This window comes from Nostoc sp. CCY 9925, from assembly GCF_963920935.1.
Taxonomy (GTDB): domain Bacteria; phylum Cyanobacteriota; class Cyanobacteriia; order Cyanobacteriales; family Nostocaceae; genus Nostoc.
Genome location: NZ_CAWUDO010000056.1, coordinates 1 through 25908 on the forward strand (window position 1 = coordinate 1; position 25908 = coordinate 25908).

The 25908-nt window shown below is 41.1% G+C and carries 23 protein-coding genes, 1 tRNA gene, 1 pseudogene and 1 riboswitch; of the genes and pseudogenes, 8 read left to right on the plus strand and 17 right to left on the minus strand.

Features of this window, described 5'->3' with window-relative positions:
* Positions 1-151 precede the first annotated feature (151 nt).
* Positions 152-575: pseudogene (locus tag ACM0OY_RS24495) on the minus strand (transposase); the annotation flags it as partial.
* A 410-nt stretch (positions 576-985) separates the two neighbouring features.
* Positions 986-1059: transfer RNA gene (locus tag ACM0OY_RS24500), tRNA-Val, on the minus strand.
* A 92-nt stretch (positions 1060-1151) separates the two neighbouring features.
* A riboswitch (cobalamin riboswitch) is annotated at positions 1152-1335 on the plus strand.
* 21 nt (positions 1336-1356) lie between these two features.
* On the opposite strand from ACM0OY_RS24500, the gene ACM0OY_RS24505 reads away from it, so the two are divergent.
* Together ACM0OY_RS24505 and ACM0OY_RS24510 are read left to right on the plus strand one after the other, a co-directional pair.
* A complete protein-coding gene (locus tag ACM0OY_RS24505; RefSeq protein WP_414571478.1) occupies positions 1357-1770 on the plus strand; it encodes a DUF1636 domain-containing protein in 414 nt (137 codons plus the stop codon).
* Entirely contained in the window at positions 1767-2513 is a 747-nt protein-coding gene (locus tag ACM0OY_RS24510; protein ID WP_414571431.1) for a cobalt-precorrin-6A reductase, read from the plus strand. The genes ACM0OY_RS24505 and ACM0OY_RS24510 overlap by 4 nt, the downstream gene beginning before the upstream one ends.
* Before the next feature lie 240 nt (positions 2514-2753).
* Here the strand turns inward: ACM0OY_RS24510 and ACM0OY_RS24515 are convergent, their stop codons facing one another.
* The 3 genes from ACM0OY_RS24515 to ACM0OY_RS24525 all read right to left on the minus strand — a co-directional run bounded on the left by ACM0OY_RS24515 (position 2754) and on the right by ACM0OY_RS24525 (position 4539).
* The gene (locus ACM0OY_RS24515) at positions 2754-3236 is read right to left on the minus strand and encodes a hypothetical protein (RefSeq protein WP_414571432.1); all 483 of its coding nucleotides are present in this window, start codon (positions 3234-3236) and stop codon (positions 2754-2756) included.
* Between the two features lie 199 nt (positions 3237-3435).
* A complete protein-coding gene (locus ACM0OY_RS24520; protein ID WP_414571433.1) occupies positions 3436-3960 on the minus strand; it encodes a hypothetical protein in 525 nt (174 codons plus the stop codon).
* A gap of 126 nt (positions 3961-4086) precedes the next feature.
* Positions 4087-4539, minus strand: a complete 453-nt coding sequence (locus ACM0OY_RS24525) for a cupin domain-containing protein (RefSeq protein ID WP_414571434.1) — start codon at positions 4537-4539, stop codon at positions 4087-4089.
* A 205-nt stretch (positions 4540-4744) separates the two neighbouring features.
* On the opposite strand from ACM0OY_RS24525, the gene ACM0OY_RS24530 reads away from it, so the two are divergent.
* The 3 genes from ACM0OY_RS24530 to ACM0OY_RS24540 all read left to right on the plus strand — a co-directional run bounded on the left by ACM0OY_RS24530 (position 4745) and on the right by ACM0OY_RS24540 (position 7587).
* Positions 4745-6286 carry an ATP-binding protein gene (locus ACM0OY_RS24530; RefSeq protein WP_414571435.1) on the plus strand — a complete coding sequence of 514 codons (1542 nt, stop codon included), beginning with the start codon at positions 4745-4747 and terminating at the stop codon, positions 6284-6286.
* A gap of 134 nt (positions 6287-6420) precedes the next feature.
* On the plus strand, positions 6421-6795 hold the full coding sequence (locus ACM0OY_RS24535) for a response regulator (protein ID WP_414571436.1): 375 nt from the start codon (positions 6421-6423) through the stop codon (positions 6793-6795).
* Positions 6796-6837: 42 nt separating this feature from the next.
* The gene (locus ACM0OY_RS24540) at positions 6838-7587 is read left to right on the plus strand and encodes a class I SAM-dependent methyltransferase (RefSeq protein WP_414571437.1); all 750 of its coding nucleotides are present in this window, start codon (positions 6838-6840) and stop codon (positions 7585-7587) included.
* Between the two features lie 493 nt (positions 7588-8080).
* Here the strand turns inward: ACM0OY_RS24540 and ACM0OY_RS24545 are convergent, their stop codons facing one another.
* Complete coding sequence (locus ACM0OY_RS24545; RefSeq protein WP_414571438.1) at positions 8081-8971, minus strand: hypothetical protein; 891 nt, start codon at positions 8969-8971, stop codon at positions 8081-8083.
* Positions 8972-9234: 263 nt separating this feature from the next.
* On the opposite strand from ACM0OY_RS24545, the gene ACM0OY_RS24550 reads away from it, so the two are divergent.
* Positions 9235-9765 carry a pentapeptide repeat-containing protein gene (locus ACM0OY_RS24550; RefSeq protein WP_414571439.1) on the plus strand — a complete coding sequence of 177 codons (531 nt, stop codon included), beginning with the start codon at positions 9235-9237 and terminating at the stop codon, positions 9763-9765.
* 224 nt (positions 9766-9989) lie between these two features.
* Here the strand turns inward: ACM0OY_RS24550 and ACM0OY_RS24555 are convergent, their stop codons facing one another.
* Together ACM0OY_RS24555 and ACM0OY_RS24560 are read right to left on the minus strand one after the other, a co-directional pair.
* Positions 9990-12542, minus strand: a complete 2553-nt coding sequence (locus ACM0OY_RS24555; RefSeq protein WP_414571440.1) for a beta strand repeat-containing protein — start codon at positions 12540-12542, stop codon at positions 9990-9992.
* A gap of 841 nt (positions 12543-13383) precedes the next feature.
* Positions 13384-15597, minus strand: a complete 2214-nt coding sequence (locus ACM0OY_RS24560; protein ID WP_414571441.1) for an ATP-binding protein — start codon at positions 15595-15597, stop codon at positions 13384-13386.
* 469 nt (positions 15598-16066) lie between these two features.
* Between ACM0OY_RS24560 and ACM0OY_RS24565 the strand changes: the two genes are divergently transcribed.
* Positions 16067-16993 carry a cobalamin-binding protein gene (locus ACM0OY_RS24565; protein WP_414571442.1) on the plus strand — a complete coding sequence of 309 codons (927 nt, stop codon included), beginning with the start codon at positions 16067-16069 and terminating at the stop codon, positions 16991-16993.
* 196 nt (positions 16994-17189) lie between these two features.
* Here the strand turns inward: ACM0OY_RS24565 and ACM0OY_RS24570 are convergent, their stop codons facing one another.
* The 3 genes from ACM0OY_RS24570 to ACM0OY_RS24580 form a co-directional block, all read right to left on the minus strand.
* On the minus strand, positions 17190-17501 hold the full coding sequence (locus ACM0OY_RS24570) for a TMEM165/GDT1 family protein (RefSeq protein ID WP_414571443.1): 312 nt from the start codon (positions 17499-17501) through the stop codon (positions 17190-17192).
* Between the two features lie 52 nt (positions 17502-17553).
* On the minus strand, positions 17554-17985 hold the full coding sequence (locus ACM0OY_RS24575) for a TMEM165/GDT1 family protein (protein ID WP_414571444.1): 432 nt from the start codon (positions 17983-17985) through the stop codon (positions 17554-17556).
* A gap of 99 nt (positions 17986-18084) precedes the next feature.
* The gene (locus ACM0OY_RS24580; RefSeq protein WP_414571479.1) at positions 18085-18435 is read right to left on the minus strand and encodes a YkgJ family cysteine cluster protein; all 351 of its coding nucleotides are present in this window, start codon (positions 18433-18435) and stop codon (positions 18085-18087) included.
* Between the two features lie 423 nt (positions 18436-18858).
* Here ACM0OY_RS24580 and psb30 point away from each other — a divergent pair, with 423 nt between their 5' ends.
* Positions 18859-19002 (plus strand): photosystem II reaction center protein Ycf12/Psb30, encoded by a 144-nt coding sequence (gene psb30 / locus ACM0OY_RS24585; RefSeq protein ID WP_069068686.1) that lies wholly within the window; start codon positions 18859-18861, stop codon positions 19000-19002.
* A gap of 96 nt (positions 19003-19098) precedes the next feature.
* Here the strand turns inward: psb30 and ACM0OY_RS24590 are convergent, their stop codons facing one another.
* From ACM0OY_RS24590 to ACM0OY_RS24615, 6 genes are all read right to left on the minus strand, one after another.
* Entirely contained in the window at positions 19099-21255 is a 2157-nt protein-coding gene (locus ACM0OY_RS24590; RefSeq protein WP_414571445.1) for a single-stranded-DNA-specific exonuclease RecJ, read from the minus strand.
* 121 nt (positions 21256-21376) lie between these two features.
* Positions 21377-21802: a hypothetical protein gene (locus ACM0OY_RS24595; protein WP_414571446.1), complete on the minus strand. Its 426-nt coding sequence runs from the start codon at positions 21800-21802 to the stop codon at positions 21377-21379.
* 203 nt (positions 21803-22005) lie between these two features.
* On the minus strand, positions 22006-22833 hold the full coding sequence (pstB, locus tag ACM0OY_RS24600; protein ID WP_414571447.1) for a phosphate ABC transporter ATP-binding protein PstB: 828 nt from the start codon (positions 22831-22833) through the stop codon (positions 22006-22008).
* Between the two features lie 103 nt (positions 22834-22936).
* On the minus strand, positions 22937-23836 hold the full coding sequence (gene pstA / locus ACM0OY_RS24605; RefSeq protein ID WP_414571448.1) for a phosphate ABC transporter permease PstA: 900 nt from the start codon (positions 23834-23836) through the stop codon (positions 22937-22939).
* A 5-nt stretch (positions 23837-23841) separates the two neighbouring features.
* Positions 23842-24783, minus strand: a complete 942-nt coding sequence (gene pstC, locus ACM0OY_RS24610; RefSeq protein WP_414571449.1) for a phosphate ABC transporter permease subunit PstC — start codon at positions 24781-24783, stop codon at positions 23842-23844.
* A gap of 38 nt (positions 24784-24821) precedes the next feature.
* Positions 24822-25823, minus strand: coding sequence for a PstS family phosphate ABC transporter substrate-binding protein (locus ACM0OY_RS24615; protein ID WP_414571450.1), 1002 nt, complete (start codon positions 25821-25823; stop codon positions 24822-24824).
* Positions 25824-25908 lie beyond the last annotated feature (85 nt).

Below are 25908 nucleotides of genomic sequence, written 5' to 3' on the forward strand. Positions count from 1 at the left end.
GCAAAAAAACCAAAGTATGTAACGGAAAGTAAAGTTGCTCAAAAAGCTTTTCCCTCCTGCCTCCTGCCTCCTGCCTCCTGCCTCCTGCCTCCTGCCTCCTGCCTCCTGCCTCCTGCCTTGTCATAACGATAATTTTCAACACCGACCTACTTATGAGACGAAGCAGAGAACCATAAATCATCGCTTCACTCACCTCTGAATACACCTTATAATCTTTGCTTAACCCCCGAAATCGATTCAGCTTTTCCATTGGTTCGCTCAACAATCCACCGCTTGGGCAACTGCTCAAACGTCTCAGAGGTTCGTGTAATCACTTCCACCCGCACCCGCTCACCACAGACCTGCTAAACAGCATTGGCAAAGTTTTTGCCAGAATACCCCTGGTCTACCCAGATCAGTTCTAATTTGGACAACTTCTCTTTTGCTTCATCCAGCACAACCACCGTCCCTAATCGTTCTGAGGCATTTACTTCGGTTACCAGAACCCCAATCAACAATCCTTGAGAATCTACGACGATATGCCGCTTACGTCCTTTAACCTTCTTGCCACCATCGAAACCGTAGACCTCCCCTTTATAACCCTCTTGTGTCACTTGCGGAAAACAATAATCGGAGCGAAACTCTGAAGCTTTGATGGAATAAAGTTTTGAGCTTTTCTTTTCTAACAGAAACTAAAATTTATAGCCAAAAACTCAAAAGTAAAGCTCTCAAAAGCTTTCAGACATTGGCTTCTCCCAAAGTGACAGAACAGGGATAAGAAAAGTCTTCAGGTTGGATCTGGGTCTTTATCACAAGTTCTACGACGACAGGCAAAATCTTAAAACCCTTCTGCCTTCTGCCTTAAAGCGCGTAACCTTTCATCATCACCAAAAGTGGCCAAGAACCCATAACTTTGCCGCGTTCTATTGGAAGCATAAGCTTGCCGTTGCGGCAAAGTTATGGGTAAAGTCACACAACGACGACAAATAATTAGTCACTGTACAAATGGACGTAACTGGATTCGAACCAGTGACCTCTACGATGTCAACGTAGCGCTCTAACCAACTGAGCTATACGTCCTTAACCACACAATTATCAATCATAACACATACTTTTGTTAAAAAGCAAGATAAAGAATCTAGATGATTTCAGTACTATTCGACCCTAGTGTATGATCGTTAAGGTTATTCGGTTCTGGTGGGGGTCAGCTACCAGAGGTAACGGGGAAAGTTCGGTGCAAATCCGGCGCTGTCCCGCAACTGTGAACTCATTTGAGATTTGAGATTAGCTTGCCTCAGGAATCCAAAATTACAAATTGAGTGAGTCAGGATGCCCGCCGAAGTAGATTTATTAGTTCCACATTTCTGCGAGGTACAGATGACTGCGACTGCAAATATTTCCCCAACCGATCGCTGTGATGTTCCAGACCACACTTTATTTGTTTGCAAAACCTGTGCCAGCGTTTGGCAAGATGGAAAACGTTTACCTGGAAGTGGTGGCGAACAACTAGTAGAGCAACTCCAGCACTTAGCACAAGATTGGGACTTGCGAGACGAATTCCCAATTCAAGAAGTTGAATGCATGAGTGCTTGTAATCGTTCCTGCGTGGTTGCCTTTGCTGCCAAAGGCAAATTAACATATCTATTTGGCGATCTAGCCCTTGATGGCAGTGCATCTGCGATACTAGAGTGTGCTAGTCAGTACTATGCCAAGCCAGATGGTTTACTGCCTTGGTCAGAACGTCCAAAAGCACTAAAAAATGGCATTTTGGCAAAAATTCCATCTTTATGATCCGCATTTTAATTCTGGGTGGGACAGGAGATGCGGCAGAACTAGCTGCTAGACTGGCGAGTATAGAAAGGGTAGAAGTAATCACATCCCTAGCTGGTCGCACCCGTGACCCATTAGTTCCTTTGGGTGATTTGCGGGTTGGAGGCTTTGGTGGTGTTGCTGGATTGGCTAGTTATCTGGAAGTAATGCAAATCGACTTGCTAATTGATGCAACCCATCCTTTTGCTAGCCAAATTTCCTGGAACGCTGTAGATGCTGCAACCAAAGTCGGAGTAACCAATCTAAGGTTAATTCGTCCGCCTTGGCAAAAGGTAAGTGGCGATCGCTGGATTGAAGTTGATAGCGTTGCAGCCGCAGCTACAATCCTGCAAAACCAAGCACAGCGAGTATTTCTGACAGTTGGTAGGCAAGAACTCGCCGCCTTTGCTCATCTCAAAGAAATTTGGTTTCTCATGCGAATGATTGACGCTCCTACTCCTGATGCCTTAGTGCCACCAGGGATGTTATTGTGCGATCGCGGTCCCTTTACCCTCTATAACGAAAGGGAAATCCTGATTCACCACAATATCGATACCATCGTCAGTAAAAATAGCGGTGGTGATGCAACCTACGCCAAAATCATTGCCGCACGAGAACTTGAGGTGAAAGTTGTGATGGTGAATCGTCCAGCCATACCACCAGGAAATTACGTTACTAATGTTGATGATGCTTTGGCGTGGGTGTTTGACAAGTTGCACGATTAGTATTGCTAAGAAGATGAAAAAGAAAATTGGGCTTTGGATAATTGAACTTGAGTTAATGAATCTTTCCCTCACTCTAACTAAAGTCCAAGTCCGTGCCTCTGAGAATCGTAAACAGACAGTTTTATTTAAATAAAACCTTTTATTCTGTCGAATTGACTTTAAAATTAAATACTCAAAAAGCTCCCCGGCTTTTCAAAGAAATCGGCGAGCTAAATAAAAGAGGATTGCTATAGATATTTATCAAATTGTTGCTAATGCCGGTTCTGCTAAAAAATATTTCAGATTTTCCTTATCAGTGGCAAATTTCAAATAGACAGACGCCATTTCTGGTGTTAGAAATTCAATCATTAATCTGTTTTCGACCCAGAACTCTATGACATCAAAGAAAGAATCACGGTTACAGCGCACTACGCGCCAGCCTTCACGGACACCAATTTGTTCAATTTCTTTCTGGCTAGTGGGTACAGAAATAGCTGCATGAATATCTGTAAACCTTGAAGTAATAGCAGTATGCACAAATACACATTCGTCATCACCTTCACCAGGCTCTATTTGAGAACCTAAAGGATAAAGTTCAATGGCTGTACCGTGTTCATCGAAAGGTATAACCATATAACTGCTTGGGTTAGGAGGAAAAGGAACAGCTTGTGCTTTTAGAATTTCTGCAAAAACTTGAGCAACATGGTTGGGGTTTTTAACAGCAATGGAAATATGGTGAATCATAGAATAACCTCAGTTCGATATCTTGTAGATTACGAAATAATCGGGGAAAACTAGGGGAGACAAATCTGATTTTTGTACAGAACTAAAAAAAATATGTGCTGGCTGTTAATGGGTAATAGGCAATAACATGCAACAGTAAATAGGCGACAGGTGGCAGGTAAAAAGCAATAGTTTCTCTTGCCTATTGCCCTTTGCCATCCTACTGTGGTCGCCCGTAATGAGCTTTACCTTGACCGTCTGTAGTTTCAAGCACTAGAACTTGCTGTCCATAGTCATTGGTTTGAATTGACCACTGGTAGGTTTCAGGCTTTGCTGAATTGCGGCTGGAGTAGGTGCGTCCGCTATTGCAGATTTGCCCTTGGGATGTGCTGTCGCTGGGTTGAAAAGTCAAACGGCCAGCTTCAACTTTAACTTTGCCTTTTTCCTCTATGAATAGGTTAGATGTGCAGTTGTAGGTGGTGATTTGAATCAGCCTCCTTCGCTGGTAGCTACCGTTAGAAGTGAGTTGGAATTGATCGCTAGAACCGTTCGGGGCTGCTGGCCGCCCTGTGTAGCTGTCTTCATATTGGATGGATGAAATTCGACCGTACCGCCACTCACCTTGGAGTTCGGTAGGTACTCCAGCATTATTTTGAGCCTGACTGGCACTTGGGTAAAAAACAAGGCTGGCATTGAGACCCAAGCCAAGGACACTAGCAGCTAACAGACGAGTAGTTTTTGACATAGAATTGAGTTGCTTATTTGTTATTGAGTACAGATGAATTTTTTGGAATAGATTTATCAACAAGAATTCTGAATTCAGAATTCTGTTCTATATATTGTTTGTACTTACTTGATGTAGTTTCCAAATTTATCCAGCAAACTGCAATCCGTATTTGTTGAAAACAGGCTGCACTTTTTCCATGTTTACTGCTGGACTATCTGCTACTTCACCCATTTCTTCATAAAACTTTTTCGCTCCCTTGGGTGCAATTAAAACTAAGAATTTAGTAGTAGCAGAACGAACTTTGAAGGCGTGTAGTGCATTGTGAGGAATGTTAACGAAACAGCCTGGTGATGCCAAAATTGTTTCTGTACCAATTTGGATATCTATTTCACCTTCTAGAATATAAAATGCTTCTTCCCAGGGGTGAGTGTGCAGTGGCGGGCCATTTTCTTGTGTATCTGTAATTTCATAAACTGCCCAAGTTCCATTTGTTTCTTCGCCTGTTGCTTTGGTTGTAAAATGTGCGCCAAGAACTGAAAATTGATTACCTTCGCCTGGTGTCAGAATAATTGGTTTACGGATGGTTGAAGTTTGCATATAAGCTATTCCTTGTTGTGTAATTTAGTAGATATCAGCTACAAACTTGATTTGATGTTTATTAGATTAGTGGTGAATCGGGGAGAAGTAGGGGAGACAATTGAGTAATTGATATTTTTTTTGTAACTGATTATTAAGAAACTGAACTAACGTGAAAATTTCTAGGAATAATGAGTAACCTATTCTGGCGAAAGTCGATATTGTGATGCTTAACCAGTCACTCAAATTCCCCAAAGCTGACATCTTAGTAATTGATGACACACCAGAAAACCTAAACCTCTTATCTGCCATGCTGACGGATCAGGGATATAAAGTAAGGAGTGTAACTAAAGGTTCTACGGGTTTACGCGGTGCAAATGCAGTTCCTCCGGACTTGATTTTGTTGGATGTGAATATGCCTGAGATGAATGGCTATGAAGTCTGTCAAAATTTGAAGGCGAACGATCGCACTCGTGAAATTCCGGTAATTTTTATCAGCGCTTTGGGTGATGTCCTAGATAAAATAAAAGCTTTTGCAGTTGGCGGGGTAGACTATATCACTAAGCCTTTTCAATTAGAAGAAGTTTTAGCGCGAATTGAAAATCACTTGACGATTCGGCAATTGCAACAACAACTCCAAGCCCAAAATCAGCAGTTGCAGCAGGAAATCCACGATCGCACTAAAGCAGAAGAGAAGTTTGCTAAAGTTTTTCGTTCTAGTCCCAATCCAATTGCGATCGCTACAGTTTCGGAAGCTCGTTTTCTTGACGCGAATCCCAGTTTTTTAAGGATCAGCGGCTATTCTCTAGAGGAAGTGATCGGACACACCGCTACCGAAATTGATTTGGGTAAAAATACAGTAGCATTCGCCCAAAAAATCCAACTTCTGCCGGAAACTGGCTCGCTTTACAATCAAGAATTTGAATTTTGTACTAAGTCTAGTGAAGTCAAAACCATATTAATATCTATCGAATTGATTGACTTAGCCGGAGTACCTTGTGCTTTATTAATTGCCAATGACATCACCGAACGCAAACGTTTAGAAAACGAGTTTATCTCTTTAGTCAGTCATGAATTGCGTACACCTCTAACTTCCACAATGGGAGCATTAGATTTGTTGGGTGCAGGACAATTAGGAACTCTCACCCAACAAGGGCAAAAAGTCCTGAGCATTGCGACAACTAATACTGAACGCCTGATGCGCTTGGTGAACGATATTCTTGATTTAGAGCGGATGAAATCGGCCAAAATCTTCATGCGAAAGGCCAAATGTAATGTCGCCGAATTGCTAATTACGGCAACGGAAGCAATGCAAGCAATGGCAGATAAATTACAAGTCCAACTAATTGTCAATCCTTTGACAATTGAACTTTGGGCAGATTCCGATCGCCTACTACAAACATTGACAAATTTACTCAGTAATGCTATCAAGTTTTCGGAACCAGGCGATCGCGTGTGGATTAGTGCTATTGTCTCAGAATCTAAAACCGTTGATTCTCAAGAAAGTCAGAATTCCCTTACTTCCTCACCCAACTATGTTTTGATTACCATCCAAGATGAAGGACGAGGAATTCCTGAAGATAAATTACAAATTATCTTCGAGCGTTTTCAGCAGGTAGATGCATCTGATTCCCGTAACAAAGGAGGAACAGGTTTAGGACTTGCCATTTGTCGGAATATTGTGCAGCAACATAACGGTAAAATCTGGGTTCAGAGCATTTTAGGGCAAGGCAGCACATTTTATGTCCTTTTACCTTTAACTACTTAGTCTTTACAAAGGACAAACGACAAAGAACAAATGACAAAGAACAAAAGTTTTACCCTACTTTTCCCCGATCGCATTTTAGAATAATTCCAGACCGTCAAGCTAACCAGCATCACATATCATGCGAGAGTAACATAATGAACAGAAGTATCTTGATTGTTGATGATGAAGAAGATGTGCAAGCGATCGCAAAATTGGGACTAGAAATGGGTGCTGGTTGGAACGTGTTGACTGCTTGTTCTGGTCGAGAAGCGTTGAATGTAGCTGCCAACTTTAAACTTGATGTTATTTTATTAGATATGATGATGCCTGATATGGATGGGCGTGCCACTCTGCAACAACTCAAGGCTAACCCAGTTACTCAGTCAATTCCTGTCATTTTACTAACTGCTAAAGTCCAGGATTCAGATCGGGATACCTTTACAGGCTTAGATGTAGCTGCTGTCTTTGCCAAACCTTTTCGTCCTCTGAAACTAGCAGGACAAATCAGTGAAGCATTGGGTTGGTGCTGATTGTAAATTAGTACAAATATTTTATAAATTGAGCAGATACCAATGACAGCTTATTATGACTCCATAGCCGAGCAGTATAAAAAATCCAAACAATTGCCCTTTCGTCTGCATATTGAAGCATATACATACTTTAATTTGCTTGGGAATTTAGTTAACAAATCAATCCTTGATTTGGCTTGCGGAGAAGGATTCTATACCAGACAATTCAAACTCCAAGGCGCAGCAAAGGTGGTAGGAGTAGAAATTTCTGAAAAAATGATTGAACTCGCAAGACAAGAAGAAGCTACGCAATCCCAAGATATTGAATATATTCTTGCTGATGTACTAGAACTCGGCAAAATTGGCAACTTTGATTTGGTGGCGGCTTCTTTTTTATTAAATTATGCTCAAACGAAAGAAGAATTACTCAAAATGTGCCAAACCATATTTATCAACTTGAAACCAGGTGGTCGTTTTGTGACCATGAATAATAATGCTTCTCAACCGCCTACATCTTATCTTGCAACTAAAAAATATGGATTGATTAAAAGCATCAACTCACCATTAATAGAGGGCACGCCGATAACATATACAATTTATGGTAATGGGCAGGAATTTAGCTTTGATAACTATTATCTCAGCACAGAAACTTATGAATGGGCATTTCGGAGTGTTGGTTTCCAAGAGGTTCGCTGGCAAAAACCAATAGTTTCTCCTGAAGGTGTGGAGGAATTTGGTCAAGAGTTTTGGCAGGATTTTATTGACTGTGTGCCCATAATTGGTATTGAGTGTGTCAAAGGGATTGGGGATTAAGTTTTGGGTGCCGGGATTGGGTATTGGGCACGAAACCCAACACCAAGATTCTGTTATTTATTGAATTTGGGCAGTCGTTTATTGAATTCGGGCAGTCATTTATTGAATTTGGCTAGTCGTTTATTGAATTTGGCTAGTCATTTATTGAATTTGGCTAGTCATTTATTGAATTTGGCTAGTTGTTTATTGAATTCGGGCAGTCGTTTATTGAATTCGGGCAGTCGTTTATTGAATTAATCCAAAACTTGTACTGAGCGTACCCCTGCGGGGAAGCAAGCTAGGCGTAGCGTCTCGTAGAGAAGTCGAAATATCTCAAATCCAAAATGTGACGATGGATATTAGACTTCTTGGATGAATCAAAAGCCCTCACCCTAAATCCCTCTCCCAAGCGTGGGAGAGGGACTTTGAAATTTGCTCCCCTTCTCCCAATTGTGGGAGAAGGGGTTGGGGGATGAGGGCAAATTTTGCATTCGTGCAAGAGGTCTATTGTTGTTTAATTTGCTAGCCAGAAAGCGACGTTACGCACATAGGTTTTGATATCGTCCAAAGCGCGTGGCTCTTTTTTCATACCATCTCCCGGTGCTTCATCTACAAAAGTAGGACAGCCTTTTTCAGTATCCCAGTTGTAATCTACTAAATGGTGGAAGCTGGAATTAGCTACTGCTCGTCCTAATCTATTTCCTTCTGGATCTTGATGATGCTCTATTACTACAACAAGATTGAACTTACGGCTAGTAACTAAACTTTTTCCTAAGGCAATTACCCGCGCATTTTCATTGCTTAAAGGCGCACCAATCCCGCCTTCGTGGGGATGCGCGGGAAAAAATTCGATATATCCCGAAGGCGAATTGGGATTTTTGAACAGTTCGTGAATGGGTTCAACAATGGTAATTTTTTGATAATCGCCATTAGCCCCAGAATGATAGTTGGGCCAAGAAATATAAGTTGTAAATGAGTCATCTCGGCTCCAGCGAGATTCATCAGGATCGGGGTTTTTTGTGTTGAAATAATGGACATCACCAATATCAATTAAACCGCACATCGAACAACCCATATCTTGATGATCGCGTGTTGTCAGAATACCACCACCGCGTTGCCTAAAAGCATTAATTCCGGTAATGTCCTTTTCGGTTAAACCATTACCTACATCTAAAGCAAATAGCCAAAGTTCATCAAAATCTGATTTGTCAAGTGTACTTAATACTGGGTCACCACCAACTGCATTAGACTCGTAATCGCGTCCTGTAACCTCAAATAAAGAATTTCCCGCTTCATCTTTAATTGATGCTAAATAATCTTGCAACATTGAGAAACGAAAAATGCTCCAATCATCTTCAGTCGTAGGAATCGTAGTCTGCAAAAGAATACGAATTGGTTTTGCCATAACCTGTGCCAGACGAATACACAATAGAGTATAGCGATCGCTTTGCACTAATGCTTAAATAATTCCTAAACATCCCTCCCAAGTATGAAAGCATTTGACAACTCTAGATAGTGGCATTAATAGCTCAGGATGGCTAAGCTAGGTAAAAGTGATTTACTATCACTTGATCGTATAGATCCTCTGTAGCGCGTGCTGGGGATTTGTGCCTGTCTAGGTAGCTTCAATTCAACGTTCCTTAGCACAGCAACAGACGCAAAACAGATATGAAAGCAGAACAACTCCTCAAAAATTATGCGGCAGGCATAAGAGACTTTACTGGTGTCAACTTGAGTGAAGCCAACCTCAGGGAAGCTAACCTTAAAGGCGCAATTTTAGATAAAGCCATCTTGGACGGAGCTAATTTGAGTCACGCGAATTTAGCGCAAACTAGTTTCATTGAGGCAGACTTGAACGGAGCAGATTTGAGTGATGCCAACCTCAGCGGTAGCAACTTAACTGGAGCTATTTTGGATGGAGCTATTTTGGATGGAGCTAATTTGGATGGAGCTAATTTGAGTCAGGCTGATTTGACAGTTGCCAAACTGATTGAAACTAACTTAACCGAGGCGGAGTTACAGCAAGCAAGCTTAATTGCTGCAAATTTAAATGGAGCCGATTTAAGTGGCGCAGATTTAACGGTAGCCGACTTATCCCAAGCAAATCTTAGCGAAGCAGACTTAAACCAGGCAAATTTAAGCGGAGCAAATTTAGAGGGAGCCAATATAGAAGGGACAATCTTGGATGAGAATAGGTAATATCATGTTCGGGTGAAGACTTATCATTAGGACTGACGCGGGGACGCGGGGACGCGGAGAAATTTTAATAATAAGTGATTATCCGAACTTGATATGACTTAGGATTTGATGGGAAAACTGTTTGGCGATTATTAAAAAATAAAATGCAAGATGCTATGATACCATCTTGCATTTTCCAAATTTCTTATTTTTATCTGGATAGAATCATGAAACGCTCATCGCGATTAAGCAATCACATCAAAATTGTTATTGCTTAGTGACACTCCACCAACTAGTTGGGCAAATTTTACCTGAGTAAACGCACCCCCACTGCCATCTTGATCAAAGTACAATGCACCTGTAGTGCCATCATAGATAAATCGCTGAGCGATGGTTGTTGCAGATGTTCCCAGGGTAAACTGATTAGCTGCAAGTGTACCTATTGATAACCCACCACCAAAACCATCAGCCGATACCTGAATCAGTTCATTAGTAGCGTTGAAGTCATAAATAATATCAACGCCATCATTGAAACTATAAAAAGCAAAGGTATCAGTACCATTTCCTCCATAAAGGGTATCATCAGCGTTCCCACCTTTGAGGATGTCATTGCCATTGCCACCATTAAGGGTGTTATTGCCTCCTGAGAGGGTATCATAAATGCTTACAATGGTGAGAATGTCATTGCCATTGCCACCATTGAGGGTATTATTGCCTGAGGGGGAAAGGGCAAAGAGAGTATCATTGCCATCGCCACCATCGAGTAGATTATCGCCTGATGAATAGTCAATTTTTAAGGTATCGTCGCCAGCACCACCATTGAGGGTGTTATTTCCTGAGGTAGTGTAGCCGTACACATCGTAAGCTAAGTCCGAAGTGGAGGCCGAGAGAGAATCATTGCCATCGCCCCCCAAGAGCAGGTTATCGCCGATTGAAAAATCAACATTCAAGGTATCGTTGCCAGCACCCCCGTTGAGGGTATTATTGCCGGAGGTGGTATAGGTTTCGGTAAAAGATCCGAAATCATAGTCGAAAAAGCCAGAAGCAACAAGATAATCATTGCCATTGTCCCCAGAGAGCAGGTTATCGCCTGTTGACAAACTAGCTCTTAAGGTATCGCTACCAGTACCACCGTTGAGGGTGTTATTGCCAGATGAATAACCAAGAAAATTCAATCCTGTCAAGTAACCACCGACTAATAAGCCAGAGGTGGAGAGAGAATCATTGCCATCGCCCCCAGAGAGCAGATTATTACTTGTTGAATCGGAATCATCCGATAGAATATCGTTACCAGTACCACCAATGAGAGTATTACTGCCCGCACCGCCCCTCAAAACATCGTTACCGCTCTTGCCATCGATTTTGTCATTACCTCCTTGACCATTTATGACATCATCTGAGTTGTCAAAGCCGTTGATATTGTTGTTCAAATCGTTCAAGAAGGTGACTGTGTTCTTTTTGAAGACGGTGCTTTGGTTGAAATTAGCATCGAAGACATCAAAGCTGTCCGTGATGGTAGTTTGTCCATAAAACAGAATATTGCCGACCTCGGCTAAATTGTCTAGATTTTCTAGAGCAAAGTTTTGCAAGACTACTTTGATATTACGAAATCCCCCTGTAAAGGTTATTTCTAAGTCGTTAGCATTTTGAGTTAATAGCAGATTTCTCGCAGTTTGCTCAGATTGTGTAAATTGCAAAATATCCAATGAGGCAATTACTGCCGCTGATGGGTTTGAGCCTTTACCAATGCCACTGAAATCGGTGATAGTGGTAACAGGGCATATATCATAACCTAGAACAAATTTATCCTTGCCACCGCCACCAATTAAGATTTTATTGTTCGTACTGCTAAAAGGAAAGAGATCGTTCGATTGACTATAGAAGGTATCGTTACCAGCGCCACCGTTGAGGGTGTTATTACCAAAAGCGTCAAATGCAGAGAGAGTATCATTACCATTACCTCCAAACAGCAGATTATCACCCCATGAATTGTCAATATTTAAGTAATCGTCACCAGCGCCACTGTTAAGGGTGTTATTGCCAGAGGAGGCAAAGAGAGTATCATTACCATCGCCTCCAATGAGACTATCATTCCCTAGACCATCAACGAGAGTATCATTCCCTAGACCACCAACGAGAGTATCATTCCCCGCATCACCACGCAGCAGGTCGTTGCCACTCTTGCCGTCGATTTTGTCGTTACCCCCTCGACCATTGATGACATCATCTGAGTTGTCAAAGCCGTTGACATCGTTATTCAGGTCGTTAAAGAAGGTGACTGTGTTCTTGCGGAACGGGTTTTGTTGGGTGGAGTTGGCATTAACCACATCAAAGCTGTCTGTAATGTTGGTTTGTCCATCAAACAAGATATTGCCCAGCGTTGATAGGTTATCTAGGTTTTCCAGAGTAAAGTTTTGCAGGATAACTTTACCATAACTTTCTTCAAAAGAAATTTCCAAATTCTTGCCATTCTGGGTGAGTAGCAGATTTCGGGCACTTAAGCCAGAACCTTGGAATATCAGGGTATCCACTTCGCCTATAACTGCTGCCGAGGGATTTGAGCCTTTACCTACGCCACGAAAATCGGTGATGATATTAGTCTCGTCGAAGTTGAAAAAAGACGAGTTGTAAACAAATTTATCGTTGCCACCGCCACCAGTCAGGGTGTCGTCGGCTCCATAAGCGTCGGTGTAGTTGTAAGCTGTGATAGTATCATTCCCAGCTTTACCGTTAATCCTGTCAGCCTCGTAGGTGCCCGCTAGGGTATCATTACCGTTGGTTCCATTGATATTTGCCATAACTTTTACCTTCCTGAATTGATTTTTTCGGTAGCTTTAAGTTCTGAACCTGCTTTTAATGCTGTTTTAGGGCACTAGGACTTACGCAAAAAACTTCTCTAACCCTTATTACTCCGTGTCCTCTGCGTCCTTTGTGGTTCGTTTTCCGTTACCTGTGCGTAAGTCCTGGACACAATGAATTCACTGAAAGTTGACCCTTTTAGGAATACTTTAAAGTCACCTTTAAGGGTTAGCAATTTTTCCCAAAGATTCACTCTGTTGACCTGCTTGGAAGTAACACTTATCCAAACGTAGAACTATCTAAGTCTTAAGCACTGTCAAATTCCTTAGCGTGTGAATTCAGAAAAATACGTCGTTTCAGGCTCTGAACAATCTTTGATTCAGTAGTTATCGCTGAAAAAACGTCAAAAAATCAAGCTCGAATGCCTGAAATTCACACTTCATCTTTGATTTGTTGTCAATGCATAAATCTTACTGTCCTGAAAATATGGCTAAGCATTCAGGGGAGAGGCAAAAGAATTTTCATGCTCTTGTTGTGAGCTATATGCCTGTGGGAATTTAGCTTGAAAATAGGGAACATCTAAATAACATGATAATAGTTAAGTCCAGAATATTACTTAGATGTCTATACTTAAAAAGCTATCTTTGCATACTCTTCATATTTTTGATGTATACATGTATATAAAACTACTGAGCTTTATGTAATCTTTATATTTTTATTATTGATTGCAGCGATGTCTGGGTTGAGCTATACCAAAGGATGAAGAAGATCGAGCGATCGCTTGACATTATTTTACAATACCTCTTTGGCGCTAAAAATATAAATGCGATCGCCTAGAGTCTAAGTTGGTATTTCGTTGATATCAAAATCACTGTCACTCAAATATCGCATTAAGATTGACTCTAATTGAAATACTCGAATTGGTTTCAAAAGATAGTCGTTAGCACCAGCTTGCAAAAGAGAAATTTTATCTTCTGAAAGTTCGCTAAACCCCATCATTATCACGTGCAAATCTAGTAAATAAGGCTCTTGTCTGAGAATATTTAATAAATCCCAGCCACTAGCATCACCTACTAACTGAACATCTAACAAAATTAAATCTGGCTCTAGGATTTGCACCTGCTTCAAAAAATCATTGTCGCTATTTATCCACTTGACTCGATACCCAATTGTCTGGAGATAATCTTGTAATACAATGCCAGTATTTTGCTCGTCTTCCACAAGTAAAATAGTTTTATTTTGAGGGATGCCTGGAGGAGACGATGCAGAAAAAGTAGAATTTTCTCCCTCATCTACCTCATCTTCGAGATGCAATCGATTTGGTAGAAATAAAGTAAACTCACTACCTTCTCCCAAAGTGGATGTAAGGCTCACATCTCCACCGTGCAAACGTGCTAATTTGCGTGTCAAAGCTAAACCTAAACCCGTACCTTCATACTGCCGATTTAACTTACTATCAAGCTGTTTAAACGGTTCAAATAAAAATTGAAAGTCACTTGAGTCAATACCAATTCCAGTATCTGAAACTATAAATTTCATCCCTTGTGGTAGTTTTTTTACTACCAGAGATACCTTACCGGCTGGAGTAAATTTAACAGCATTAGTGAGCAGATTAAGTAGCATTTGTTTGATGCGCCGTTCATCAGCAATGCAAGTATCTGCTTTGGGGTCAATTTCATATGTGAGTTGTAATCCTTTTTCTAAGGCGCGATCGCGCACCGTCGATATGGCATAATTACATATCTCTGACACTGGCAAAGGTAAAAGCAGCAATTCTTCTTTGCCTGCTTCTACCTTAGACAAGTCCAGGATATCATTAATCACCGCCAGTAACTGTTCGCCACTACTGTATATACAGTTGATATATTCCTTCTGTTTTTCATTAAGAGAGCCAATTATTTCTTGTTGTAGCAATTGCGACAAGCCCATAATTGCATTTAGAGGCGTTCGCAGTTCGTGGCTCATGGTTGCTAAAAATTCACTTTTTGCTCGACTGGCTGCTTCTGCTGCTTCTTGGGAAGCACGTAGTTTCAATTCTGTTTGCTTGCGTTCAGTAATGTCCTCAATCATCGCTAGAAAAAACTCAGGTTGGCCATTGCTGTCTGGAATCACAGAAACAGAAATATGAGTCCAAATTAAGCTACCATCTTGATGTGGGCAGCGTCTTTCCATTTCAATACGATGTCTATCTGCGGGTTGTTCTTTAACTTGGACTTTTGAAATTTTTCCTAAATCCGTGCGAATTCGCGACACCAATTGTTTGTAAATCTCTAAATCCCCTTTCTGCGTGCAAACGTAATTTATAAAGCGTTTCCCGTATAGCTCTTCTCGGCTATATCCTAAAATCTCAGACAGTGCCACATTGGTATCGACTATCTGTGCTTTCATGTCTATAAGTGCAATGCCGATAGAAGAACGCTCAAAAATTGCCCGAAATTGCGCCTCACTTTGTCGCAGTGCTTCCTGTGCTGCGTTTCGCTGGCTTGCTTCCATAGCCAAGGTGACGAAATCTGCAATTGAGCCAGCAAAAGTTTCTTCTTCCAAAGTCCATTGGCGACCTTCGCCTACGTGTTCGTGACACACTACGCCTACTAAACGCCCTTCTAGCCAAATTGGTGCATCCAGCAGGGATGTGATACCAAAAATAGAAAGATAAGACTCTGATAATTCTTGGGTTCTGATATCGTTTCTAGCATCATCTATCGCAATGCTACGTTCCTGTTCTAAAGCCTGAAAATAAGCAGGATAATTTCTTTTGAAGAGCGAGCTACCAAAGCTATGTTCCTTAGTATTGACATCGTACAAATCGATGCATTCGATTTTTGAGCGTTCTTGATTATATAACCACACCCCAACTCGCTCCACTAAAAGCGTCCGAGCAGCAGTTTCTGTGATTTCCCTGATGGCCGCATTCAGATTACCTTGCTGAAATGTTTTGCTCCTTGCTAGTTGTACCAAGGTTTGGCTTTGTTTTCGCCGACTATCTTCTCTAGCTGGTAAACCCTCTTGGGCTTGGTTATGCTCTGTGATATTTCTAGCCGCGACCACTTGCATGAGTTGTCCTCAAGAAGAAATAATTTTGCCTCGCAGTTCTACGGAAACAATAGAACCGTCTTTGTATAACTACAATTACTCCATAGGGTTTTTCATAACCGGAAAGTATATTTGTTTTAATGAAATTTTCTGATTTTGGAATGACTAGTTCCAAACTAGAATTTGCCAATCAGTTCTGTAACTTTATACCAGTCTTTTTTGCCTCAATGAATCATAATTGGCATTAAAAATCATTTAACTATCAAGTAGTATAGTATTTTTAAAACTTGGCTGGTACAGCCAATGTAATCATTACATCACTTAATTGTGATAATTGCTACCTTGATACCAACCGATACAATTCCTCAGGGTTGGATTCTTGATTTGTTCTGACTAAACACAATACCCTTGAATTCCCCTACAGAAAGATATCTAATGACTTAAATTTTGCCAGAATTAAGTTAATGGTAGCTGTTACAAAGGTGGAGCGATGATGGATAGTAATGTGAGAATTGTTTCCTTAATTCCCGGTGGAACAGAGATTTTAGCCGCATTAGGATTGGTTAACGCTATTGTAGGGCGATCGCACGAATGCGATTACCCCCCAGAAATCCAAAATCGCCCTATTTGTACCCAAGCACGCCTCAATTCCAATGCTTCCAGCAGCCAAATTCACGATGAGGTGAACAATTTGCTGCAATCGGCTCTCAGTATCTACCAAATAAAAACAGATGTTTTAGAGCAGTTGCAGCCCACTCACATTCTCACTCAAGACCAGTGTGATGTCTGTGCTGTCAGCTTGCACGAAGTCGAAAAAGCAGTTGCTACACTCGTTGAGAGCCAACCCCAGATTATTTCTTTACAACCTAACATTCTCCAAGATATTTGTGCTGACATTGAGCGAGTAGGCAACATCTTCGGCGTAGATTCAGTAAAAGTCATAGAAAATCTAGAGGCTCGTGTCAAAATTTGTGAGCAAAGAATCCAAGGACTTGGTTTAAATGAACTGCCCACCATTACTTGCATCGAGTGGATCGATCCTTTGATGGTAGCGGCGAATTGGATTCCGGAATTGGTTAACTTGGCAGGAGGACAATCCCTGTTTAGTGTCGCAGGTCAACCTTCTCCTCATTTACCGTGGGAAACACTAATAGCAAGCAATCCTGATGTAATTGTTTTTATGCCTTGCGGCTTTGATTTAAATCGCACTCGCCAAGAAGCCCAGATGTTAACTCAACTTCCAGAATGGCAACAACTCCACGCTACCAAAACTGGTAGGGTCTACATCACTGATGGTAATTCTTACTTCAATCGTCCAGGACCCCGACTGGTGGACTCTCTAGAAATTTTGGCAGAAATTTTACATCCAGAAATTTTTCAATACGGCTACAAGGGAACTGGTTGGGAACCTTTGTGAAGAAGAATTTACAACTCAGAATTCAGTATTAATTCCAGTTTCAGTGAGTGATTTGGTTTTAAACCTTGCTACTTCATGGCTGCGGGATAAATAAATAGGTTTAAGACTCGCGCCAAATCTATGATTTGGTGCTTTTAATTGGTAGGCCTAATCCTTCACCAACAGTGATTCTGACTTCTGAACTCTGAATTCTCCTTCAAGGTGTTTGTTCAGAATCAGATGATACTTCTGATACTTCATTATTAAATAACAGCAGACGTGCAGCTAGGATGGCAAATCCCACAGCAGCGATCGCTTTCATGAAGCGTGTAGGTAATAATTCTGCTACTGCTCCCCCTGCTAATGCTCCTAAAAGGCTTGTCAATATTAGTGCTGCGGCTGTGCCAAAAAATACAGCACGCGGAGATTGACAACGCCCTGTAAGTGCGATCGCCGCTAGCTGACTTTTGTCACCTAATTCCGATAAAAAAACTGTAATAAAGCTCAGTCCAAGAAGATGCCAATCCATATTATTGAGGGGGGAGATGAGGGAGAGATGACAAATGACCAATGACCAATGACTAATGACTAATAAATACATCCCAAAACAGCATTAGAGAAATCAACAACAACATTACACCTGCTGATTTTTCTACAGTTTTGGGGCTGAGTCGGCTGGCTATCCAACTACCTAAAAGTACACCTAATAAGCTCGTGGTTATGAGCGCAACCGCAGATCCGATAAATACTACCCACGGTGAATGAGATTCTGCACTCATTAATAAGGTCGATAACTGAGTCTTATCTCCAATCTCTGCTAAAAAGATAGTTATAAAGGTTGTACCAAAAATTACTAGCGGTGATTCCTGCTTTCGAGGATTATCTGCAACTACAGGCTGAACTTCCAGACACTGAGCAGAATTGAAGTTAAAATCGTTACTGTCTTTCAGTTCTAGCTCGATCTCAGATGGAGATATGCCAGAAATCTCTAAAGGTGCAGAATCTAGTTTCACAGGCAATAGTTTTGTTGCTAGGTTGCTTTCATATTTCTATCATATTCTCAGATTTTTGTAATAAATTGCAACTCCAGAGAAAAAACCAGGATGGTAGTGTTAAAGGCCAACAGCTCGATCAAACCGTAGTATTTCTAAACTGCGATCGCCGTATACTCCCTCTATTTGCTGACGACAGCAGTCAATGGCAAAATCATTCAGTTCTTCTGCCTCAATACCATACAGATCTTGAAACACTTCTGACTCCACACGGCAGAAGCGTGGACGATTTGAGTAGATGCGGCACTCTCGCGTGGCATGGTCAAAATTAATGCACCATCCTCCTTCACCTACCATACTGAGGTAAAGTTCTAGTTCTAGCGGTGAGAGATACTCATCCAAATCTGGACGCTCTGCTGGATCGAGATGACAGCAGGCTCCACATTCCTTTATACATTGCCAAGTTGCCATTTGAGATTGGGGATTGGGGATTCGGTACTGGGTATTATAGCGATTCTCATTTGGATGTAACACCAACCTAAAAATGCTCGGTGAGGTCTGGGGAAAGGTATAGCAGTTGAAGCATAGTTTAGGACATAAAGCGATCGTCAAATCCTGACGCCAATAAACTTTCAATTCTGTTGCCTGTTGCCTATTCCCTGTTCCCTGCTATAAAAGGGATTAAAAACCTCTCTCCTTTTCCCTTTACCCTTTAGCCCGCCAAGTTCTTTTAGCAAACTACTAGTTCCTAGTCCCCAATTTCTCACATTTTATGTTTTTTCTTATAATTTTGTTAAGTAAATTAAATTCTACAGCCCGTGGCCAGATATGATCGATTGCGGGTTTCCTAACTAAGTTATTGGATTTTTTAAAAATTAGCAGGAGAAGAGGAAAATGTTTGACGCAGTGTCTGACTTGTTTAACGCTTTTACCAGCATCAATTGGGAAGTTATTTTCCAGTTACTGTCTGTGGCGCTAATCGTGATTGCTGGGCCAGCGGTAATCTTTGTGCTGGCATTTCGCAACGGTAACCTTTAAGAGCGATCGGTGCTGAGTATTGAGTCAGAAGAGGTGTTGAGTATAGAGTCAGAAGAAAATTTTGAAATTTAAAGCTCATAACTTAAAACTCAGAACTCATAACTCAGCACTAGTTACTGATAATGCTTGAAGGGCTGCCTGGATAATACTGTCATACAGTGGTTGAGAAATATCAACTTCTTTGGCATCTTGACGATTAGTGCCAAGCAAACCGTTTACCTGTCCTGGTTGCATAGCTAAGACTTTGCCTTCAGGATTTTTAATTCTTAATTCTGCTGCCAAACCATTTTTATAGAAACCACAAGTATACTGTCGCTGGTTGTATTCAAAAGTGGTACTTGAAGAGGTAGGCGGCGAAACAAAAAATTGTTGAATCTGAATTGGTAATCTCGCACCTACTAACTCTAGCTCGATGGTAGTGTTACCGTTAAAGTGATTCTCTCGCAGTTTATAAGCGACATCTAGCCGTGATGGTAGGCGGAAGTAATCGCGCCAACGCCAAGCGATCGCTTTAATTTTATACTGTTGACCATCAACAGTTTGGGCAATTGTCAGTTTAATATGACCCTTGCCAACAATTTGCTGCTCTACCACTTGGACATTAGGTGTCCAAAAAACGGGATCGGGATTCTCGATACCGCAAGGATGCAAGGCATTAAGCTGTTGATAAAGCTGCTGATTGATTTGGTTGAGGTTGACTTCGGCATCGATTTTCAGCAGAGGCTTGAGATGTTGGGGTTCAAGACATCCGTTGGCAAACTCAATCAAACGCGATCGCAGCGTCTGTAAATTTTCAGCTGGTAGAGAAAATCCACCGGCTGCTTTGTGTCCACCATATTTGCCTAGTAAGTCGTGGCAATATTCCAAAGCTGCAAACACATCAAACTCTGGAATTCCTCGTGCTGAACCGCGTATGTGCTGCTCATCTTCATACGTACCAATAAACACAGGGACGCCGTAGCGTTCTAGCAAGCGGGAGGCGACGATACCGATAACGCCGTGATGCCAATTGGGTTGCACAACAACTAATATACGGTCTTGCTGTAGAGACGTTGCATAGAAGGTCTCTACAACAGCGATCGCTTCTTGTTCAATTTGCTCACACATCTGCTGGCGGCTGAGATTTATTTGTTCGCACTGCATTGCTCTTTCCAGCGCCACCCCCATATCATCTGTAGTTAGTAGTTCAATCACAGTCTGGGGATTACCAATCCGACCAATGGCATTGATTCGCGGCCCCAGGCGAAATCCGATATCTTCAGGCTTCAAGGATTTGGGAGAAGATGACGCAGGGATGGGGAGACGCGGGGACGCGGAGAATTCTTTCCCCGTATCTTCTTTTCCCCGTGTCCCCGTGTCCTCTTTCCCCTTGTCCCCTTGTCCCTCTTCCCTCGCCTGCACTCCAGCTACCTGAATTAACGCCTGGATTCCAACTAAGTTGGATTTGGGTAAATGCTGTAAACCGCGTTTCACCCAGCGGCGATTGACGCCAGTTAAGGGAGCTAAATCTGCGATCGTTCCCAGTGTAAATAGTGCTAACATCGGTCTAATTAAGCCTTTAGTCTCTCGTAGCTGTTGTGCTAGAGACACTGCCAAGATATAGGCGACACCAACACCAGCAACACCGCGATAAGGTGAGGATTCCGCTATAAGTTTGGGGTTGAGAATAGCATTGGCTGGTGGTAGTTTTTGGGGGATGTCGTGGTGGTCGGTGATAATAACTGCAAGACCAAGTTCTCTAGCTCTAGCTATTGGTTCAAATGCAGAGATACCATTATCTACAGTGAGAATTAGTCCAAATCCTTCAGTGTGAAATTCTTCAACTATGCGTTTATTAATACCATACCCTTCGTGCATCCGACTGGGAATAGCATAGTCTACTTTTGCCCCTAAAGTGCGGAGGCTACGTAAAAGTAAAGCAGTGCTAGTCATGCCATCAGCATCGTAGTCACCACAAATAGCAATTTTTGTTTGAGAGGCGATCGCATTTTGCAATAACTCTACACTAATCGCCAAATCTGGAAATTCTTCTAAGGGGGAAGGCAAGACTAAAGACTCTGGCTCTAAAAATTCTTGTGCTGCTTTTGATGTTTCGATACCGCGATTAATTAACAGCTGGCTGATGATGGGTGAAAGATTTGTCTCAACCCCTAGCTTTTGAGCTAACTGAGTTTGCTGTGGATAAATCTGCCAACGTTGATTGGGTAGGGATCTGGTTTGTTTTAGGGATTCAGTTAAAGGTCGGTCTGGCACAATTAAAAATCAGGAGTTTCCATTTTGATAAAGCGTAGGCGTAGCCCGCCGCAGGCATCGCCTGAATAACTTTTACCAGAACCGATGCCTCAACGCAACGTGCCAAATTCACTCCAAAATCCTAAAACACGTTGATTCTACCATCATCCATAATATACAACGAGCGATCGCCAGGAGAACGCCAAGTAGGACGGAGTTCGACCCGCAATGTGCCAAAGTTAGGTTTTGAGACAATTGCTTGTAGCGACAAACCCGTTTCGCTCCAGAATATCAGAGATGTATTTGGTTCTGTACTTTCTATTTGTTCTAAATTTAATTTCTGTCCTGGACTCAAGGATATTGCATCAGTCCCGGAGGGTTTTTGGATTTTAATCAAATTAGGTGTGCTATTTACTACTTCAACTCGGATGTGTTGTCCAGGGTTAAACTGAATTGGACGCGAACCACACTTAGACGCACACGTTCCAGCCAAGGTAGCAGGCGGGTTATTAATGGATGCTGCGAGCAGGGTAACTGCAATTAAAGCAAACGACAGAGGCTTAAACATAATACACAGTATAAGTACTTAACTAAAATTTTACTTTAGTTAAGTACTGTCAAGCCTCAGCATATTTTCCGGAATTAGAAATACAACAGATTTAAAGTTGGTGAAGTAGACAACCTCAATTCAAACCCAAGCATAAAGCTTCTTTTACTACTGAATTTTAAGTTCTAAATTCTGAGTTCTCAATTCTGCTGTGTAATGTCTCTTTAACCAAAACGCCCACTGATATAGTCCTCAGCTTCTTTGGTTTGGGGAGAACTGAACATTTGCACTGTGGGACTGAACTCGACTAATTTTCCGCGACGTTTGCCATACTCGTCAATTTCTGTATTGAAGAAAGCGGTAAAATCTGCAACTCTGGAAGCTTGCTGCATGTTGTGAGTCACCATGACAATGGTATATTGTTGCTTAAGTTCTAAGCACAATTCTTCTACTTGACGACTAGAAATCGGGTCGAGAGCAGAGCATGGTTCATCCATTAATAATACATCTGGCTTCATAGCGATCGCTCTGGCAATACAAAGCCGTTGCTGTTGTCCGCCAGATAATGCAGTACCTTTCTCTTTGAGTTTGTCTTTGACTTCATCCCAGATGGCAGCGCGTCTGAGGGAATTTTCTACCAATTCGTCAATATTACCTTTATAGCCGTTAGAACGGGGGCCGAAAGCAATATTTTCGTATATTGTCTTGGGAAAAGGATTCGGTCTTTGAAAAACCATTCCCACTTGACGGCGTAATTTTACAGAATTGATATTGGGGTCATAAATATTGCGATTACGATAATTCAATCTACCTTCTACCTTCGCTCCAGGGATTAAGTCATTCATCCGATTGAAGCAACGCAGTAAGGTGCTTTTACCACATCCTGAAGGCCCAATAAAAGCAATAATTTGTTTTTCCGGAACCTTTAAATAAACATCTAAAAGTGCCAGGAATCCACCATAGTATACTTTTACTCCTTCAGCATTAAATACTGTATTTGTTTGTTCTATTGTGGCACTATCTCGTTGACTTCTACTATTACTATTGGTCATTTTGCGTATCTCCAAAATTTAAGAAAAATTACCCAATTAGCTATTCGGCTATCTTTATTAATTCGGAATTTGGAATTCTAAATTCTGAATTCTTACGAATCACCTAACGTGTTGAGAAGCGTTGTCGGATATAAATTGCCACACCATTTAAAACTAAAATCAACAATAACAACGCAATAATTGTGGCTGCTGCTGCATCAGCAAAACCCGGTTCCGGACGAGTGATATAGCTGTAAATTTGAATGGGTAATGCCATAAATCTTTGAAACAAACCAGGGTCAAAAGTGAGAAAACCCACAGCACCGACAACAATTAAAGATGCAGCATCACCAATAGCACGGGATACAGAAATAATCACTCCAGTTAAAATACCAGGAATTGCATAGGGTATGACATGATTGCTAATAGTTCGCCATTTGGTTACACCTAATCCATAAGAAGCATTTCGCAGCGAATCTGGCACAGCGCGAATTGCTTCTCTAGCCGTCACAATGATTACTGGTAAAGATAATAAAGATAAAGTCAACGCACCAGAAATCAAGGCTGGGCCGAACCCAAGCAAATAATTAAAAACTCCTAAACCTAGCAATCCGTAAACGATAGAAGGCACACCAGCCAGATTGCTAATGTTAATTTCAATAATTGCTGTCCACCAAACTTTAGGCGCGTATTCTTCAAGATATAAAGCTGCTCCAACACCAATGGGTACAGTGACTAAAATAACAACAACTCCTAGAAGAATACTGCTAACAATAGCAGGACGAATGCCACCTTGGTCAGGGAAACGAGAAGGCGTTTCCGTAAGAAAACCAGGCGATAAAAATCTGCCTAATCCATCTCGGAGAATATCAAAAAGTAGCAATGCTAGGATAAATAAACCAATCAGTAACCCTAATAAAAAAAGGAATTCAAATACTTTTCCTAGCGTTTCTCTTTTCTCAACATTATCAGTAAATTCTGTTGCTGAATCCCAAGAATCATCTTGTTTAAAACTTGTAGCCATGCCTATTACTCGTATTTTTCTTTAAAGCGATTAGCAATCCAATAACTAACAATATTCAAAGTTAGTGTAATCAAAAACAAAACAGCACCTACAGCATATAATGTCTTGAAATTGAGACTGCCACGCGGACTATCTCCACCAGAAATTTGTGCCATGTAAGCGGTCATAGTTTCTATGGATTCCGCAAAATTAATAGTCAATTTTGGCTGTAGTCCCGCGGCAATGAGAACAGTCATTGTTTCACCCACAGCTCGAGAAATACCCAAAATAATCGAAGCGATAATTCCGGAAAGCGCTGCTGGTAAAACTACTTTAAAAATAGTCTCGAGTTTAGTGATACCTATGGCATAAGCTCCTTCGCGCAAAGAACGGGGAACTGCTTTAATAGCATCTAAGCTGATAGAACCAACAGTGGGAGTAATCATTATCCCCATCATTAAACCTGCACTCAAGGCGTTAAAAATTTCCAGGGGGAAAATATTTCGCAATAATGGGGTGACAAATAATAGCGCAAAATACCCATAGACGACAGTTGGAACGCCTGCTAAAAGTTCCACTGCGGGACGTAAAATTGCTGCTACTTTCGGCTGAGCATATTCACTCAAATAAATCGCAGAAGATAAACCTAAAGGAATAGCCACTGCCATTGCGATCGCAGTCGTTAAAAAAGTACCATTAATTAAAGGCCAAACACCAAAATGCCTATCTGCAAATAGAGGTGTCCACTTAGTATCAAGAAAAAATTGGGCAAAGGAAACTTCTTGGAAAAAACCAAATGTTTCTTGAAAGATAATTAAGACAATACCAAAGGTAGTTAAAACCGAAACTAGAGCACAACTAAATAAAATTACTGCAACAATCTTTTCTGAGATATCTTCAGATGCGTTTTTCTCCAGAGACTGTCTAGATAATAGATAAGGATCTTCTTGAAAATTCATATTTGCCATAAAAAGTTAATTTTTGATTTCAATGACTAGGAGTTTATTTAAATAAAGTTTGTAATCGGTTCACCCGGTTTTGCTTTTTTAAATTTAGTCCCAGTTTCACCCCTACCAAATTTTTGTTTGACTCTGACATATGCTTCATCAGGTAGTGCAACATAACCAACGCTATCTACCCATTTCCAAGAATTATCTAGATAAAAATCTACAAATTCTTTGACTGCTGGTTTAGTATCTAAAGATTTTTTACTTACGTAGAGGAATAGAGGTCGAGATAAAGGTGTGTAGATATTTTTGATCACATTATCCACCGGAACTGGTTTTTGACATTTTCCTGAAGGACTTTCTACACCAACTAAATTAAGTTTTTGTTGGTTTTGAATATAGTAAGATATACCTACATATCCCAATGAAAACTCATCTCCTGATACTCCTTGTACTAGTAAATTTTGATTGTGGCTGGGAGTGTAGTCTGTACGACCATTCTTAGCCTTCCCAGTAACAGCTTGAGTCAAATAATCGAATGTTCCAGTATCAGAAGCTGGAGCATATAGCTTGAGTTTTTCATTAGGGAATTTAGGATTTACTTGATTCCAACTCAAGATTTTGCCATCTGATTTAGCACTCCAAATCTTGTCTAATTCCTTAATAGTTAGACATTTGGCAAAGTTATTTTTACGATTGGCAATCACAGCAATACCATCTAAAGCTATAGGCAACTCAACAAAGTCAATATTCTTACTTTGACATTTCTTGATTTCTTCGTCTCTAATGGTACGAGAAGCACCAGCTATATCAATATCACCATTACAAAATTTACTGAAACCACCACCAGTACCACTTGAAGCCACACTAACTTTAGCTTCAGGTTTTCCTCTGCCGTATTCTTCTGCAACTGCTAAAGAAACAGGAAAACCTACAGCTGCACCATCAATACTTACTTGACTTTTCAATTCCTGTCCGCTGTTACAAGCACTGATGCTACTGGCAAGAAGCATTAAATAAGTTAACAAGAAGCTATTTTTGAATCGGCGACGAAAGCTCATAAATTATCAATTGAGGTAAACTAACACAAAATGCCTAATAGTTTTTATCTACTTGCATTTAGAAAATCCTGAACTAAAAAACTAA